Source organism: Streptomyces formicae, assembly GCF_002556545.1.
GTDB lineage: Bacteria > Actinomycetota > Actinomycetes > Streptomycetales > Streptomycetaceae > Streptomyces > Streptomyces formicae_A.
Map to the genome: position 1 here is coordinate 2,150,028 of NZ_CP022685.1, position 16,091 is coordinate 2,166,118.

The 16,091-nt window shown below is 72.9% G+C and carries 13 protein-coding genes; 10 read left to right on the forward strand and 3 right to left on the reverse strand.

Features of this window, described 5'->3' with window-relative positions:
* Positions 1-109 precede the first annotated feature (109 nt).
* From KY5_RS08910 to KY5_RS08930, 5 genes are read left to right on the forward strand one after another with little or no spacing between them, the layout of a single operon-like run.
* Positions 110-1,057: a cobalamin biosynthesis protein gene (locus tag KY5_RS08910; RefSeq protein WP_098241716.1), complete on the forward strand. Its 948-nt coding sequence runs from the start codon at positions 110-112 to the stop codon at positions 1,055-1,057.
* Positions 1,054-2,610 (forward strand): cobyric acid synthase, encoded by a 1,557-nt coding sequence (locus KY5_RS08915; protein ID WP_098241717.1) that lies wholly within the window; start codon positions 1,054-1,056, stop codon positions 2,608-2,610. The genes KY5_RS08910 and KY5_RS08915 overlap by 4 nt, the downstream gene beginning before the upstream one ends.
* On the forward strand, positions 2,607-4,697 hold the full coding sequence (locus KY5_RS08920; protein ID WP_098241718.1) for a putative cobaltochelatase: 2,091 nt from the start codon (positions 2,607-2,609) through the stop codon (positions 4,695-4,697). The genes KY5_RS08915 and KY5_RS08920 overlap by 4 nt, the downstream gene beginning before the upstream one ends.
* A complete protein-coding gene (cobO, locus tag KY5_RS08925) occupies positions 4,697-5,305 on the forward strand; it encodes a cob(I)yrinic acid a,c-diamide adenosyltransferase (RefSeq protein ID WP_098241719.1) in 609 nt (202 codons plus the stop codon). The genes KY5_RS08920 and cobO overlap by 1 nt, the downstream gene beginning before the upstream one ends.
* Complete coding sequence (locus KY5_RS08930) at positions 5,299-6,717, forward strand: cobyrinate a,c-diamide synthase (RefSeq protein ID WP_098241720.1); 1,419 nt, start codon at positions 5,299-5,301, stop codon at positions 6,715-6,717. Before cobO ends, KY5_RS08930 begins: the two co-directional genes overlap by 7 nt.
* Before the next feature lie 29 nt (positions 6,718-6,746).
* Here the strand turns inward: KY5_RS08930 and KY5_RS08935 are convergent, their stop codons facing one another.
* Complete coding sequence (locus KY5_RS08935) at positions 6,747-7,478, reverse strand: ZIP family metal transporter (RefSeq protein ID WP_055549345.1); 732 nt, start codon at positions 7,476-7,478, stop codon at positions 6,747-6,749.
* Between the two features lie 85 nt (positions 7,479-7,563).
* On the opposite strand from KY5_RS08935, the gene cobC reads away from it, so the two are divergent.
* Positions 7,564-9,108 (forward strand): Rv2231c family pyridoxal phosphate-dependent protein CobC, encoded by a 1,545-nt coding sequence (gene cobC, locus KY5_RS08940; protein WP_098241721.1) that lies wholly within the window; start codon positions 7,564-7,566, stop codon positions 9,106-9,108.
* 577 nt (positions 9,109-9,685) lie between these two features.
* On the opposite strand, the gene KY5_RS08945 is transcribed toward cobC, so the two are convergent.
* A complete protein-coding gene (locus tag KY5_RS08945; protein WP_234362662.1) occupies positions 9,686-10,624 on the reverse strand; it encodes an SCO1860 family LAETG-anchored protein in 939 nt (312 codons plus the stop codon).
* Positions 10,625-10,923: 299 nt separating this feature from the next.
* Complete coding sequence (locus tag KY5_RS08950) at positions 10,924-12,021, reverse strand: amidohydrolase family protein (RefSeq protein WP_098241723.1); 1,098 nt, start codon at positions 12,019-12,021, stop codon at positions 10,924-10,926.
* 88 nt (positions 12,022-12,109) lie between these two features.
* Between KY5_RS08950 and KY5_RS08955 the strand changes: the two genes are divergently transcribed.
* The 4 genes from KY5_RS08955 to KY5_RS08970 all read left to right on the forward strand — a co-directional run bounded on the left by KY5_RS08955 (position 12,110) and on the right by KY5_RS08970 (position 16,029).
* Positions 12,110-13,210, forward strand: a complete 1,101-nt coding sequence (locus tag KY5_RS08955) for a pyridoxal-phosphate-dependent aminotransferase family protein (RefSeq protein ID WP_234363153.1) — start codon at positions 12,110-12,112, stop codon at positions 13,208-13,210.
* A gap of 433 nt (positions 13,211-13,643) precedes the next feature.
* Positions 13,644-14,195 (forward strand): diaminobutyrate acetyltransferase, encoded by a 552-nt coding sequence (gene ectA, locus KY5_RS08960; protein WP_199842990.1) that lies wholly within the window; start codon positions 13,644-13,646, stop codon positions 14,193-14,195.
* 107 nt (positions 14,196-14,302) lie between these two features.
* Positions 14,303-15,574 (forward strand): diaminobutyrate--2-oxoglutarate transaminase, encoded by a 1,272-nt coding sequence (gene ectB, locus KY5_RS08965; RefSeq protein ID WP_098241726.1) that lies wholly within the window; start codon positions 14,303-14,305, stop codon positions 15,572-15,574.
* A 50-nt stretch (positions 15,575-15,624) separates the two neighbouring features.
* Positions 15,625-16,029, forward strand: a complete 405-nt coding sequence (locus KY5_RS08970) for an ectoine synthase (RefSeq protein WP_098241727.1) — start codon at positions 15,625-15,627, stop codon at positions 16,027-16,029.
* The last annotated feature ends 62 nt before the right edge of the window (positions 16,030-16,091 follow it).

The following is a 16,091-nucleotide window of genomic DNA, read 5'->3' on the forward strand; positions in this document are numbered from 1 at the left end:
AGGGCGCGGACACCCTGAGTGAGGACATATCGCCATGCGCGGCCGCCCCTTGCCGGTTCCCCTTCCGAGTACGAGTCAGCTCCTCGGCACGGCGACCGGCTGACCCCCCGTGAGTGCCGATCGCGACTTCGCGTACGGCGCCGCCGCCGGGCTCGTCGGTGACCTGCTGCTCGGCGATCCGCGCCGGGGACACCCGGTCGCCGCGTTCGGCCGTGCGGCGGGTGCCGTCGAGCGGGTGCTGTGGCGCGACCACCGCGGGTGGGGCGCCCTGCACGCCGTGGTGTGCGCCGGTGGCGCCGCGGGCGCCGCCGCCCTCGCCACCGCTCTCGTACGCCGCTCCCCCGCCGGACGCGCCGGATCCGTCGCGCTGACCGCCGCCGCGACCTGGGCCGTGGTCGGCGGGACGACGCTCGGCCGTGAGGCGCGGGCCGTCGGCGGCGCCCTGGCGGCCGGTGACATCGAGGTCGCGCGGGAGCGGCTGCCCCACCTGTGCGGACGGGATCCGCAGGCCCTGGACGCCGACGGGATCGCGCGGGCCGTCGTGGAGTCCGTCGCGGAGAACACCTCCGACGCCGTGGTGGGTGCGCTGGTGTGGGGGGCGCTCGGCGGCGTGCCCGGGCTCGTCGCCTTCCGCGCCGTCAACACGCTGGACGCCATGGTGGGGCACAAGTCGCCCAGGTACCGGCGCTACGGATGGGCTTCCGCCCGGCTCGACGACGTCATGGGATGGCCGGGGGCCCGGCTGACCGCCGTCCTCGCGACCCTCGCGGGCGACTCGCGGCGCGGCGCGGCGCGGGCCTGGCGCGCGGACGCCGGGAAGCATCCCAGCCCCAACGCCGGGCCCGTCGAGGCGTCCTTCGCGGGGGCGTTGGGCGTACGGCTCGGTGGGACCCTCTCGTACGCGGGGCGGGTCGAGCACCGTCCCGTCCTGAACGCGGACGGGCGCGCCGTACGCGTCCCTGACATCGAGCGGGCCGTGAAGCTCTCCCGACGGGTGAGCTGGCTGGCGCTGGGGGTCGCGGTGGCGGCCGCCCGGCGGAAACGGAGAGACGCATGAGCGGCGGGCTGCTGGTCGCGGGGACCACGTCGGACGCGGGCAAGAGCGTCGTCACCGCGGGGATCTGCCGGTGGCTGACGCGCAAGGGCGTGTCCGTCGCGCCCTTCAAGGCGCAGAACATGTCCCTCAACTCCTTCGTCACGCACGAAGGCGCCGAGATCGGGCGTGCGCAGGCCATGCAGGCCCAGGCCGCGCGGGTGGAGCCGAGCGCGCTGATGAACCCGGTGCTGCTCAAGCCGGGCAGCGACCGCTCCAGCCAGGTCGTCCTCATGGGCAAGCCGGTGGGCGAGATGAGTGCGCGCGGCTACCACGGGGGACGGCAGGCGGCGCTTCTGGAGACCGTCGTGGGATGCCTGGAGGAGCTCAGGGGCACGTATGACGCCGTGATCTGTGAGGGCGCGGGCAGTCCCGCCGAGATCAATCTGCGGCGCACGGACATCGTGAACATGGGGATCGCGCGGGCCGCCCGCTTCCCCGTCCTGGTGGTCGGCGACATCGACAGGGGCGGGGTCTTCGCGTCCTTCTTCGGGACGACGGCGCTGCTGAGCGCCGAGGACCAGGAGCTGGTCGCGGGGTACCTGGTGAACAAGTTCCGCGGGGACGTCTCGCTGCTCGAACCCGGGCTCGACATGCTGCACGGGCTCACCGGGCGGCGTACGTACGGCGTGCTGCCCTTCCAGCACGGGCTCGGCATCGACGAGGAGGACGGCCTGCGGGTGTCCCTGCGCGGCGCCGTCCGGGAGTCCGTGGTCGCGCCGCCGGTCGGCGACGACGTGCTGCGGGTCGCCGTCTGCGCCGTGCCCCTGATGTCCAACTTCACGGACGTGGACGCGCTCGCCGCCGAACCGGGCGTCGTCGTGCGGTTCGTGGACCGCGCCGAGGAGCTCGTCGACGCCGACCTCGTGGTCGTGCCGGGCACGCGCGGCACCGTGCGCGCCCTGGAGTGGCTGCGCGAGCGGGGGCTCGCCGCCGCCCTGGCGCGCCGGGCCGCGGAGGGGCGCCCCGTGCTCGGGATCTGCGGCGGCTTCCAGGTGCTCGGCGAGCACATCGAGGACGAGGTCGAGTCGCGGGCGGGCTCCGTGGACGGGCTCGGACTGCTGCCCGTACGGGTGCGGTTCGCCCGCGAGAAGACGCTCGCGCGGCCGGTGGGTGAGGCACTCGGGGAGCGCGTCGAGGGATACGAGATCCACCATGGCGTGGCCGACGTCGTGGGCGGGGAACCCTTCCTGGACGGCTGCCGGGTCGGCGAGGTGTGGGGCACGCACTGGCACGGGTCGCTGGAGAGCGACGCGTTCCGGCGCCGGTTCCTGACCGAGGTGGCGCGCGCGGCCGGACGGCGCTTCGTGCCCGCGCCCGACACCAGCTTCGGCGCGCTGCGCGAGGAACAGCTCGACCTGCTCGGTGACCTGATCGAAGAACACGCGGACACGGACGCGCTGTTGGCCCTGATCGAGAAGGGGACGCCGACGGGTCTGCCGTTCATTCCGCCGGGGGCGCCCGCACCGACGCCGGCGCCGTCAGCAGCACCAGAACGTACCAAGGAGGCCCTGTGAGTACCCCGTATCCGTTCACCGCCCTCGTCGGGCAGGACGACCTGCGGCTCGCGCTCTTGCTGAACGCCGTATCGCCCGCCGTCGGCGGCGTGCTCGTGCGGGGTGAGAAGGGCACCGCCAAGTCCACCGCCGTGCGCGCGCTCTCGGCGCTCCTGCCGGAGGTGCCGGTCGTCGCCGGGTGCCGCTTCTCGTGCGACCCCTCGGCCGCCGACCCGAACTGCCCGGACGGGCCGCACGAGGCGGGCGGTGCCACCGCGCGGCCCGCGCGGATGGTCGAACTGCCCGTGGGCGCCTCCGAGGACCGGCTCGTCGGCGCGCTCGACATCGAGCGGGCGCTCGCCGAGGGCGTCAAGGCGTTCGAACCCGGGCTGCTCGCCGACGCGCACCGCGGCATCCTCTACGTCGACGAGGTCAATCTCCTCCACGACCACCTGGTCGACCTGCTCCTGGACGCCGCCGCGATGGGCGCCTCGTACGTGGAGCGCGAAGGCGTGTCCGTCCGGCATGCCGCGCGCTTCCTGCTCGTCGGCACCATGAACCCCGAAGAGGGCGAGCTGCGGCCGCAGTTGCTCGACCGGTTCGGCCTCACCGTCGAGGTGGCCGCCTCCCGCGAGACCGACCAGCGCGTCGAGGTCGTGCGGCGCAGGCTCGCCTACGACGACGACCCCGAGGGCTTCGCCGGGCGCTGGTACGACGACGAGAGCGCGCTGCGCGAGCGGGTCGTGGCCGCGCGGGCGCTGCTACCCCAAGTGACCCTCGGCGACGGGGCGTTGCGGCAGATCGCGGCGACCTGCGCGGCGTTCGAGGTGGACGGGATGCGCGCGGACATCGTGATGGCGCGCACCGCGACGGCACTGGCGGCGTGGGGGGGCCGCACCGACGTGCAGAGCGAGGACGTGCGCCAGGCCGCGCTGCTCGCGCTGCCACACCGCAGGCGCCGCAACCCCTTCGACGCGCCGGGCCTGGACGAGGACAAGCTGGACGAGACGCTGGAGGAGGCCCGCGAGGACGAGGCGCCCGAGCCCGAGGGGGGCGGCTCCCCCGACGGTGACGACGACCCCGATCCGGACGGGCCCGGCGGAGGCGGCGGGCAGCCCCCGGCGGGCGAGGGACCCGGCTCCCCCGAACTGCCGTCCCAGAACCAGGGCGGGAGCGAGGGCACGGGCGAGGGCGAGGGCAAGGGTCAGGACGAGGCACCCGCCCCGCAGGCCCCCGCCCCGGCGCCCGGTGGCGCGGGCGAGCAGCAGGCGGTGCGCGCCGCCGAGCCGTTCCGCACGAAGATGCTGAGCGTGCCCGGCATCGGCGAGGGCGCGGCGGGGCGGCGCTCACGCGCGCGTACCGAGCACGGCCGTACGACGGGTTCGCGGCGCCCCCAAGGCGCCCTGACCAAGCTGCACTTGGCGGCGACCGTGCAGGCCGCCGCCCCGCACCAGAGGGCGCGCGGACGCGTCGGCACCGGACTCGTCGTACGCCGTGACGATCTGCGGCAGGCGACGCGCGAGGGGCGCGAGGGCAATCTCGTGCTGTTCGTGGTGGACGCCTCCGGGTCGATGGCGGCGCGGCAGCGGATGAGCGCCGTCAAGGGCGCCGTGCTCTCGCTGCTCCTGGACGCCTACCAGCGGCGCGACAAGGTGGGGCTCGTGACCTTCCGGGGCGCCGACGCCGAGGTGGCGCTGCCGCCGACGTCGTCGGTGGACGCGGCGGCGGCCCGCCTCGAATCGCTGCCGACCGGTGGCCGCACGCCGCTGGCCGCGGGCCTGCTCAAGGCGCACGACGTGCTGCGCGTGGAGCGGCTGCGGGACGCCGCGCGGCGTCCCCTGGTGGTCGTGGTGACGGACGGCAGGGCGACCGGAGGCGTCGAGCCGGTGGCCCGAGCGGGCCGCGCCGCACGGCTGTTCGCGGCCGACGGGGTCGCCTCGGTGGTCGTCGACTGCGAGTCGGGCTACGTACGCCTGGGTCTCGCGGCCCAGTTGGCGGGCGAGCTCGGCGGCACCGCCGTCACCCTCGACGAGCTGCGGGCGGACTCGATCGCCGGTCTCGTCAAGGACGTACAGGGAATGAACTCGCCTTCGAGGAGGGCCGCTTAATGCCGCAGGGACAGCCGAGCGTCGTACCGGACGACGGGCTCACGACGCGCCAGCGCCGCAACCGCCCGCTCGTCTTCGTCCACACGGGCATCGGCAAGGGCAAGTCGACCGCCGCGTTCGGGCTCGCGCTGCGGGCCTGGAATCAGGGGTGGCCGATCGGTGTCTTCCAGTTCGTGAAGTCGGCGAAGTGGAAGGTCGGCGAGGAGAACGCGCTGAAGGTCCTCGGGGCGTCCGGCGAGGGCGGCACGGTCGACTGGCACAAGATGGGCGAGGGCTGGTCGTGGATCCAACGCGCCCCCGCCGAGGGCGAGTTGACCAACGAGGACAAGGCGCGCGAGGGCTGGGAGCAGGTCAAGCGCGACCTCGCGCAGGAGACGTACAAGCTGTACGTCCTCGACGAGTTCGCCTACCCGATGCACTGGGGCTGGATCGACCCGGAGGAGGTCGTGGAGGTGCTCAGGAACCGTCCCGGCACCCAGCACGTCGTCATCACCGGCCGCAACGCCCCTCAGCAGCTGATCGACTTCGCCGACCTGGTGACCGACATGTCCAAGGTCAAGCACCCGATGGACGCCGGGCAGAAGGGCCAGAGGGGCATCGAGTGGTAGCTCGCCTCGTCATCGCGGCGCCGTCGTCGGGCAGCGGCAAGACGACCGTCGCGACGGGCCTGATGGCCGCGTTCGCGGCCGCCGGGCTCGCCGTCTCCCCGCACAAGGTCGGGCCCGACTACATCGACCCCGGCTACCACTCGCTCGCCACCGGACGCCCGGGACGCAACCTCGACGCGTACCTGTGCGGGCCCAACCTGGTCGCGCCGCTGTTCGCGCACGGGGCAGCCGGGTGCGACATCGCCGTGGTCGAGGGCGTGATGGGGATGTACGACGGGGCGGCAGGGCAGGGCGAACTCGCCTCCACAGCGCACGTGGCCAAGCTGCTGCGGGCGCCGGTCGTGCTGGTCGTCGACGCGTCGTCGCAGTCGCGGTCCGTTGCGGCGCTCGTGCACGGCTTCGCCTCGTGGGACCCCGAGGTGCGGGTCGCGGGCGTCATCCTCAACAAGGTCGGCTCGGACCGGCACGAGGCGCTGCTGCGGGAGGCGCTCGAGGAGTCCGGGGTGCCGGTACTGGGCGCGTTGCGCCGGGTGGGGCAAGTCAGTGCTCCCTCTCGGCACTTGGGGCTCGTGCCGGTCGCCGAGCGGCGGGCCGACGCGGTCGATTCGGTGGCCGCGTTGGCCTCGCAGGTGCGGGGCGGGTGCGATCTGGACGCTCTTCTTGCGCTGGCCCGGTCGGCGCCTGCCCTCCGGGGTGGGGCGTGGTCGCCGGGGCTGGTGTCGTCACCGGCTTCGCCGAGTTCGTCCTCGAACGCCGGACGGGCTGAAAATCCTTCCGGCGCCGGACGGAGTACGCGTCAAGCGGCCGGCGCGAAGCCGGTGGTCGCCGTCGCCGGTGGGGCCGCTTTCACCTTCTCGTACGCCGAGCACGCCGAGCTGCTCACCGCCGCCGGGGCGGAGGTCGTCCCCTTCGACCCGCTCCACGACGAGCAACTGCCCGACGGGACCGCCGGGTTGGTGATCGGGGGCGGCTTCCCCGAGGTGTACGCGCCCGAGCTGTCGGCGAACGAGCCGCTCAGGAAGGCGGTGGCCTCGCTCGCGCTCTCCGGGGCGCCGGTGGCCGCCGAGTGCGCGGGGCTGCTGTACCTCTCCCGGGAGCTCGACGGGAAGCCGATGTGCGGGGTGCTCGACGCCGACGCGCGGATGTCGGAGCGGCTGACGCTCGGGTACCGGGACGCGGTCGCCGTGTCGGACAGCGTGCTCGCGGTGGCGGGGACCCGGATGCGGGGGCACGAGTTCCACCGCACGGTCGTGGAGCCGGGGGCCGGGGAGTCCCCCGCCTGGGGCCTGCACCAGCCCGAACGGCGCGTCGAGGGCTTCGTGCGGCAGAACGTGCACGCCAGCTATCTGCACACGCACTGGGCGGCGGAGCCGGGCATCGCCCGCCGGTTCGTCGAGAGATGCGCGACGTGACCGCAGCCGTACGCACCGGCCCTCGTGGCTCAGCCCGCGAGGCCCACCACCAGCCAGATGAAGGCGGCGCCCGCCACCGTGCACAGCAGGGTCGAGCGGGCCGGGTGGTCGTGGTGCGCCTCGGGCAGGATCTCGGCGGCGGCCAGGTACAGGAGCGCCCCGCCGAAGAAGCCGAGATAGCCGCCGAGCAGTTGCTCCGGAATGGTGAAGAGGAGCGTCGACGCGGCACCCACCACCGGGGCCGCCGCGTCCGCGAACAGCATCGCGAGGGCCTTGCGGCGGGCGTTCCCGTACAGGCTGGTGATCGTGTACGTGTTGAAGCCGTCCGCGAAGTCATGGGCGATGACGGCCAGCGCCACGGCCACGCCCATGCCGCCGCCGACCTGGAAGGCCGCGCCGATCGCGACGCCGTCCATGACGCTGTGCCCGACCATCGCGGCGGCCGCCGTGAGCCCCACCTCGGGGACCCGGCCGTTCGCGTGCTCGTCGGCGCCGTGGGCGGCGTGGCGGCCCGCGAGCAGGTGTTCCACCAGATGGGCGACGAGGAAGCCCGCCACGAACAGGAGCAGGGCCGCGGGGACGCCGAACACGGGCCCGCCCGCGGCCTCCAGCGCCTCGGGCAGCAGATCGAGCCCGACCACGCCGAGCATCAGGCCGCCCGCGAGGCCCAGGACGAGATGGCGCCGGTCGGTGACCCGCTGGGCCGTCCAGCCGCCCACCAGCGTCATGAGGAAGGCGCCGAGCGCCACGAACACCGCCATGGCACCTTGCTAACCGATTGACCCACCGCGGCGCACATCCGCAGCCGCCGTGCCCCTCCCTCTCCCTCGTACGAAAGGACCGCTCATGGCCGACGCCGACCTCGCCGCCGGTACGGTGCCCGCGCCCGCCGCCCTGGTCGTCGGCGTGGGCGCCTGTGAGGACGCCGACGCGGCGGAGGTGCTCGGGCTCGTCAGGGACGCCGTGCGCGACGCGGGGCTCTCCCTGGAGGCCGTCGTCGAACTGGCGACGGTCGACGCGAAGGCCGAGGAGCCGGGGATCGTCGCGGCGGCGGCGCGGCTCGGGGTGCCACTCGTGGCGTACCCGGCGGCGGAACTGGCCCGGGTTCCGGTGCCCAACCCGACCGACCGGTCCCGCGCGGCCGTCGGAACGCCCTCGGTCGCGGAGGCCGCGGCGCTGCGGGCCGGTGGTGAACTCCTCGTACCCAAAAGGAAGTCGACGCCGCACGGGCGCCCCGCGATGGCGACCTGCGCGATCGCGAGCCGCCCGGACGAACCGCCTGCCGTGTCCTCCGGCACCGAACCCAGGGAGCTCGAGCCCATGCACACGCCCCCCTCGCCCGGTCCCGATCTGCGGCACCACGGGGACGCGGAGGTACGCGACGACGGCGCGGGCCTCACCGATCTGGCGGTCAACGTGCGGGCGGGCACTCCCCCGGCGTGGCTGAAGGAGCACATCCACGCCTCGCTCGACGGGCTCGCCGCGTATCCCGACGGGCGGGAGGCGCGGCGGGCGGTGGCCGACCGGCACGGGGTGACTCCGGACCGGGTGCTGCTCACCTCCGGCGCGGCGGAGGCGTTCGTGCTCATCGCTCGCGCGCTGAAGGTCCGTCACCCTTACGTCGTGCACCCGCAGTTCACCGAGCCGGAGGCGGCGCTGCGGGACGCGGGGCACGAGGTGGGGCGCGTGCTGCTGCGGGAGGCGGACGGGTTCCGGCTCGACGTGTCGGCGGTGCCGGAGGAAGCCGACCTCGTGGTCGTCGGCAATCCGACCAACCCGACGTCCGTGCTGCACCCGGCGGCGGCCGTCGCCGGGCTCGCGCGGCCCGGGCGGCACCTCGTGGTGGACGAGGCGTTCATGGACGCGGTGCCCGGCGAACGCGAGGCCCTCGCGGGCCGCACCGACGTGCCGGGGCTCGTGGTGCTGCGCAGCCTCACCAAGACGTGGGGGCTCGCGGGGCTGCGGATCGGCTACGTGCTCGCGGCGCCGGAGACGATCGCGGCGCTCGAGCAGGCGCAGCCGCTGTGGCCCGTGTCGACGCCCGCGCTCGCCGCGGCGCGGGCGTGCGTGTCGCCCCGGGCGCTCGCGGAGGCGGGGCACGCGGCGCACCGGGTGGCCTCGGACCGGTCCCATCTCCTGGCCGGACTGGCGGAGTTGGCGCCTTTCGGGGTACGGGTGGTGGAGCCTGCGGAGGGGCCCTTCGTTCTCGTACGGGTGCCGGGGGCGGGTGTGGTGCGTGAGCGCTTGCGGGGCGGGGGGTATGCGGTGCGGCGTGGCGATACGTTTCCTGGCCTGGGGCCTGACTGGATTCGGCTCGCGGTTCGTGATCGGAGCACTTCTGCGGGGTTTCTCGCGGTGTTCGGGGACTCTCTGCGTCGGGGGGGCCTGTAGGAGCGACTACGCCGCCGCTTCGCGGCGGATGCCTTTCCCACCCACCCACCCGTTGATCCGCACCGGATCGCGCGTTGGGGCTCGGTTGTGGGGCGGGGCCGCGGCGGTATGTCCGTCCTCGCCGTCCCAGATGGCCGCCACACTCAGGGCACCTCGGCACGTGGCCGCAAGTGCTCCGGGCGGACATACCGCCACGTCCCCTCCGGTCGAACAGCGACCGCGGCCCGGTGGGGGTGAGGACGGGAACCCCCGCCGGGGGGACGGTCGCGAGCGCGCGCGAGGGGACGTGGGGGTATGTGCGCACGGAGCACATAAGTGACGGGGGCAGGGAAGCAAGTCCGTTGGCGGTCATCTGGGACGGCGAGTACGCACATACCCCCGCGGCCCCGCCCCCACGACGGCGGCTGGCGGCGCAACCCCCACCGGGGCACAGACGCGAGGACGGCCAGTACGCACACACCCCCGCCGCCCCGCCCCCACGACAGCCGCTGGCGCGGCAACCCCCACCGGCCCGCAGCCGCGAGGACAGCGAAGCCCCCCACACACGCAGACGCCCCCCCAAGGCGCCCCGCCCGAATCAGCCTCGCCTGCGGCGCGAGAGCGTCACCACCCCGCCGCCCGCCGCCAGCAGCGCCACCGCTCCACCCGCTACGTATGGCGTCACCGAACTGCCCCCCGTTTCCGCCAGGTTCGCCTCCGTCTTCGGCTCCGGCTTCGATTGCACCGGCTGCTCCGGCTTGCCCTGGGGTTCCGTCCCCGTCTCCTCGCGCGGCTTCCCCGCGGGCGACTCGCAGCCGGCGCCCGCCAGCGTCACCGTTCCCTCCACCTCCGCCACGTTCAGCTTCAGCGGATTCACCGACACCTTGAGCCGCAGCGCCGTCGCCGCCGCCGTGCGCGACGTCGTCCGCGTCCGTGACAGGTCGAGCCGGACCTCGCCGACGCCGGGGACCTTCACCTCGGTCGTCCCGGACGCGGTCAGCGTGACCTTCTTGCCGAGTACCGTCACCCCGCCCAGCAGGTTCGCCTCGGCGACGGGCCGCTTGCCCGCCTCGCAGACCGCCTTCGACGTGACCTGGTCGACCTCGATGAGGGAGAGCAGCGGCAGGCCGGGCACATGCACCTTGGCCCGCGCGACGTTGCTGTACCCCTCCGCCCTGCCGCCCTTCACCGTGGCCCGCGCCGTCGCCACGTCCGCGCGCAGGACGCTGAACGGCTGGCCTCCGTCGACCCCGTCCAACCGGGCGGTCAGCGCGGTCTTCTCGGCGTCGGCGGGCGCCTGCACCTCGTTCAGGGAGACCTTGAGCGGGACGTTCACGGTCTTGTTGAGCAGGGAGACGTCGAGTCCGGTCCGCAGCACGACGGCGTCCGCGCGTCCGCCGCGCGTGCCGTCGCCGCCGCCCCCGGTCGCCTGCGCGGACCCGGCACCGACGAGGGCCGCGGGACCGGCGGCCAGGGCGGTGGTGATCGCGACGGCGGAGATGCGGCGCGCGGGCATGCGGAACGTGTTGCTGTTCAAAGTGGTGGAACCCCCACAGGAGAAATGGAGCCGCCGACGGCGCACGCCACATGGGGACATCACGTGCGCGCCGAGGGCGTCGCCCTCCTTCGACGAAGGGCGACGCGGGAATCTTTACGCACTGAGAGTGAACGGTCAGCAACCTGGCGTGAGTTCACTCCAAAGGGAGGTTTCCGACCTTGCTTTCGAATCGGGAGGCACGGGCGTTCCCTTGAGCCTCTGAAGCAACCCTCGTATCGGGGGGTGAAGTCGCAGAAGGGGGTAGATCAACGACCCGTGAGACCTGGCGTAACGGCCGGTCAACCCACCACCCGCCCGTTCAGCACGACCCGCCGAGGCGCCGCGAGCACCCGTACGTCCGCCCGCGGATCCGCCTCGTACACCACGAGGTCCGCCGGCGCACCCTCGACGAGCCCGGGACGCCCCAGCCACTCCCGCGCGCCCCACGTCGTCGCGGAGAGTGCGTCGACCGCGGGGATGCCCGCGAGGGTCAGTTCGGCGACCTCGGCGGCGACCAGGCCGTGGGCGAGGGAGCCGCCCGCGTCGGTGCCCGCGTAGACCGGCACCCCGGCGTCGTACGCGGCGCGCACCGTGTCGTAGCGGCGGTCGTAGAGCCTGCGCATGTGGGCGGACCAGCGCGGGAACTTGACCTCGCCGCCCGCCGCGAGGTCGGGGAAGGTGGCGATGTTGACCAGTGTCGGGACGATGGCGACGCCCCGCTCGGCGAACAGGGGGATCGTGTCCTCCGTGAGCCCGGTGGCGTGCTCGATGCAGTCGATGCCCGCTTCCACCAGGTCGCGCAGGGAGTCCTCGGCGAAGCAGTGCGCGGTGACGCGGGCGCCGAGCCGGTGGGCCTCGGCGATCGCCGCCTCCACCGCGCCGCGGGGCCAGCAGGCCGTCAGGTCGCCCGCGTCCCTGTCGATCCAGTCGCCGACGAGCTTCACCCAGCCGTCGCCGCGCCGCGCCTCCTGGGCGACGTAGGCGACCAGGTCGTCGGGCTCGATCTCGTGGGCGTAGTTGCGGATGTAGCGCCGGGTGCGGGCGATGTGCCGACCGGCCCGGATGATCTTCGGCAGGTCCTCGCGGTCGTCGATCCAGCGGGTGTCGGAGGGGGAGCCCGCGTCGCGGATCAGCAGGGTGCCGATCTCCCGGTCGGTCAGGGCCTGCTTCTCGGCCGTGGCGGCGTCCACCGGACCGTGGGTGTCCAGGCCGACGTGGCAGTGCGCGTCGACGAGGCCGGGCAGGGCCCACCCCTCGACGGTGCGGATCTCGGCGGCCGCCGCGCCGACCGGGCGGTCGTACGTCACCCGCCCTCCGACCACCCACAGTTCGCCCCGTACGTCCTCGGGCCCTACGAGCACCCGCCCCTTCACGTGCAACACCGCGTGATCGCTCATGAACAGCAGCCTAAAAGGCGGCCGGTACGCTCGGTACCGCAGCCCGAACGAACTCGTGAGCGAAGTGAGCAGTGACGTGAGCAGTACTGTGACGCACCCCTTTCTGGACCTGGCGCCGCTGAGCGCCCAGCACTTCGCCGCCATCGAGGCGCGGGTGGCGGGGCTGCTCGCCACCGAGCAGGACGTCGTGATCATGCAGGGCGAGGCCCTGCTGCCCCTGGAGGGATGCATCAGGGGCGCCGCGCGACCCGGCACGACGGCGCTGAACGTGATCACGGGGCCGTACGGCCAGACGTTCGGGAACTGGCTGCGGGACTGCGGCGCGACGGTGATCGACCTCGCGGTGCCGTTCCACACGGCGGTCACCGCGGAGCAGGTGCGCCAGGCGTTCGCCGCGCACCCGGAGATCGACTTCGTCTCGCTGGTGCACGCGGAGGCGGCGACCGGCAACACCAACCCCGTCGCGGAGATCGGCGCGGTCGTGCGCGAGCACGGCGCGCTGTTCATGCTGGACGCGGTGGCCTCGGTGGCGGCCGAGCCGCTGCTGCCCGACGCGTGGGGCGTGGACCTGTGCGTGATCGGCGCGCAGAAGGCGATGGGCGGGCCCGCGGGCGTCTCCGCGGTGTCGGTCAGCGAGCGGGCCTGGCAGCGCCTGGCCGCCAACCCGCAGGCGCCGCGCCGCTCCTACCTCTCCCTCCTGGACTGGAAGGAGCGCTGGATCGACGGCGGCAGGAAGGCGCTGCTGCACGCGCCCGCCCAGCTGGAGATGCTGGCGCTCGAGGCGTGCGTGGAGCGGATCGAGACGGAGGGCCTGGACGCCCTGATGGCGCGGCACGCCACGGCCGCGGCCGCCACGCGCGCGGGCGCGCTCGCGCTGGGCGGCGGTCTCGAGCCCTACGTGTACGAGGCGGGGGACGCGGCCCCGGTCGCCACCACGCTGCGCGCGCCTTCGGGCGTCGACGCCTCCGAGCTCGTCGCCAGGGCGCTCGCCGCGGACCCGGTACTGCCGCTGGTCGCCGGGGGCGGGGCGCTCGCCAAGGAGATGATCCGCGTCAACCACTACGGCCCCGACGCGACCCGCGGCGTCGTCCACGCCTCGCTCGCGGCCCTGGGCGCGGCCATGACGGAGTCGGGCCTCACGGTCGACCTGGAGGCGGCACGCCGCGCGGTGACGGACGCCTGGAGCTAGCCGCCGCGACCCGGGGGCAGGGTGCGGGTCGCGGGCGGCCGCGCGTTCGTCGTGGCTTGTCGCGCAGTTCCCCGCACCCCTTCCGGGACTCCTCTTCCATTGAATTCCCTCAGACGCCCTCAAGGCATTATCGCGAATTGTTTATAAACCCGAGAAGCACAGCTTCCCGTATTCTTCTGCCCGCTTTCCGGGGACCTAAACACTAAGGTTTCAACAGCGCCAACCACCGTAATTCGGACCCACCCCGCACCAGTTGTTGATCTGTGACGCACTCCACATCGCGTCCATTTTGTGCACTATCTCCTGGGCAAATCACCATAAATGGTCGGGATCTCGTGCGGGCGCGCACCCCCGCGTGATAACACATGGACCGCTCTCACGTAACCCCTTTGCTCGATGCAATCCCAGGAATTGCTCGGTAAATTCAATCCGCATGACCGCTGCACAAGCCGATCTACCGACCGACCTGCAAGCGAAATTCCAAAAAATGCCCGAGGGACTGCGACTCGACAGTCCCGTGGTCGCCGATGGCGCCGCGATCTGGCGGATCGCCCGCGACTCGAAGGTGCTTGACCTCAACTCCTCGTACAGCTATCTGCTGTGGTGCCGTGACTTCGCGCGGACCTCCGTGGTGGCGCGGGACGCCGACGGCGAGGTGGCCGGTTTCATCACCGGCTACATCCGCCCCGACCGACCCGGCACCCTGATGGTCTGGCAGGTGGCCGTCGACCACCCGCACCGCGGCAAGGGCCTCGCCGCCGCCCTCCTCGACGGGCTGACCGCGCAGGTGACCGCCACGCACCCGGTGGACTCCCTGGAGACGACCATCTCGCCCGACAACACGGCGTCCGAGGCCCTCTTCACTTCGTACGCGAGGCGGCACGGCGCATCGGTCGCGCGCACGGTCCTGTTCGACGCGGGCCTGTTCCCCGACGACGGGCACGAGCCCGAGGTGCTCTACCTCATCGAGCCACTGCCGCACTGAGCGACGACGGACGGCGGGCGCCCGCCCGGCTCCCCGCCCCACTCCCCCGGCTTTCCCTCAACACCCCCCACCTCCCCCGCACTACCTCATCTCCCAGGAGATTCGCTGTGACCATCACCCAGCCCGACCTGAGCGTCTTCGAGACCCTGGAGTCGGAGGTGCGCAGCTACTGCCGCGGTTGGCCTACGGTCTTCGACCGCGCGCAGGGCAGCCGCATGTTCGACGAGGACGGCCACGAGTACCTCGACTTCTTCGCCGGAGCCGGTTCGCTCAACTACGGCCACAACAACCCGGTCCTGAAACGCGCCCTGATCGACTACATCGAGCGCGACGGCGTCACGCACGGCCTCGACATGTCGACGACCGCGAAGCGCGCCTTCCTTGAGACCTTCCAGAACGTCATCCTGCGCCCCCGCGACCTGCCGTACAAGGTCATGTTCCCGGGCCCGACGGGCACCAACGCCGTGGAGTCGGCGCTGAAGCTGGCCCGCAAGGTCAAGGGCCGCGAGTCGATCGTGTCGTTCACGAACGCCTTCCACGGCATGTCGCTCGGCTCACTCGCGGTGACCGGCAACGCCTTCAAGCGGGCGGGCGCCGGCATCCCGCTGGTGCACGGCACGCCGATGCCGTTCGACAACTACCTCGACGGCCAGACCCCCGACTTCATCTGGTTCGAGCGCCTCCTCGAGGACTCCGGCTCGGGCCTGAACACCCCGGCGGCCGTGATCGTCGAGACGGTGCAGGGCGAGGGCGGCATCAACGTCGCCCGCGCCGAGTGGCTGCGCAAGCTCGCCGACGTGTGCGAGCGCTGGGACATGCTGCTCATCGTCGACGACATCCAGATGGGCTGCGGCCGCACCGGCGCGTTCTTCTCCTTCGAGGAGGCGGGCATCACGCCGGACATCGTGACGGTGTCGAAGTCCATCAGCGGCTACGGCCTGCCCATGTCGCTCTGCCTGTTCAAGCCGGAGCTCGACGTGTGGGAGCCGGGCGAGCACAACGGCACCTTCCGGGGCAACAACCCGGCCTTCGTCACGGCCGCCGCCGCCCTGGAGACGTACTGGACCGACGGCCCCGCGATGGAGAAGCAGACCCTGGCCCGCGGCCAGCAGATCGAGGAGACCCTCAGCGCGCTGCGCGCCGAGTACCCCGACGACACCGTCGAGTACCGCGGGCGCGGCCTGGTGTGGGGCATCCAGTTCCGCGACAAGGAGCGGGCGGGCAAGGTGGCCAAGCGCGCCTTCGAGCTCGGCCTGCTCATCGAGACCTCCGGCCCCGAGAGCGAGGTCGTCAAGCTCCTTCCGGCGCTGACGATCACGCCCGACGAGCTGGACGAGGGGCTGCGGACGCTGGCACGCGCCGTGCGCGAGACCGCTTGACGGCCGCCGTCCCCTCACCGTACGACAGTTAAGAAAGCAGGCAACTCACCGTGATCGTCCGTTCGTTCAAGGACATTGAAGGCACCGACCGGCATGTGAAGGCCGCATCGGGCACCTGGGAGAGCAAGCGCATCGTCCTCGCCAAGGAGCGCGTGGGGTTCTCGCTCCACGAGACCATCCTGTACGCGGGTACGGAGACGTCGATGTGGTACGCGAACCACATCGAGGCCGTCGTCTGCACCAAGGGCGAGGCCGAGCTGACCGACGAGACGACCGGCGAGAAGTACACGATCACGCCGGGCACCATGTATCTGCTCGACGGGCACGAGAAGCACACCATGCGGATCAAGGAGGACTTCCACTGCCTGTGTGTCTTCAACCCGCCCGTCACCGGCCGTGAGGACCACGACGAGAACGGCGTGTACCCGCTGCTCACGGAGCCGGACGAGGGCTGAGACCGGTCCACCGGTCCGCTGACATCCCGAACAGGGCCGTACGAGAGGAGAGGCAGGCACCA

Bases quoted from the DNA above. Each gene is read 5' to 3' on its own strand.
- cobO (WP_098241719.1), top strand. From the start codon at position 4,697: ATGCCGCAGGGACAGCCGAGCGTCGTACCGGACGACGGGCTCACGACG.
- cobC (WP_098241721.1), top strand. From the start codon at position 7,564: ATGGCCGACGCCGACCTCGCCGCCGGTACGGTGCCCGCGCCCGCCGCC.
- KY5_RS08935 (WP_055549345.1), bottom strand. From the start codon at position 7,478: ATGGCGGTGTTCGTGGCGCTCGGCGCCTTCCTCATGACGCTGGTGGGC.
- ectA (WP_199842990.1), top strand. From the start codon at position 13,644: ATGACCGCTGCACAAGCCGATCTACCGACCGACCTGCAAGCGAAATTC.
- KY5_RS08950 (WP_098241723.1), bottom strand. From the start codon at position 12,021: ATGAGCGATCACGCGGTGTTGCACGTGAAGGGGCGGGTGCTCGTAGGG.
- KY5_RS08915 (WP_098241717.1), top strand. From the start codon at position 1,054: ATGAGCGGCGGGCTGCTGGTCGCGGGGACCACGTCGGACGCGGGCAAG.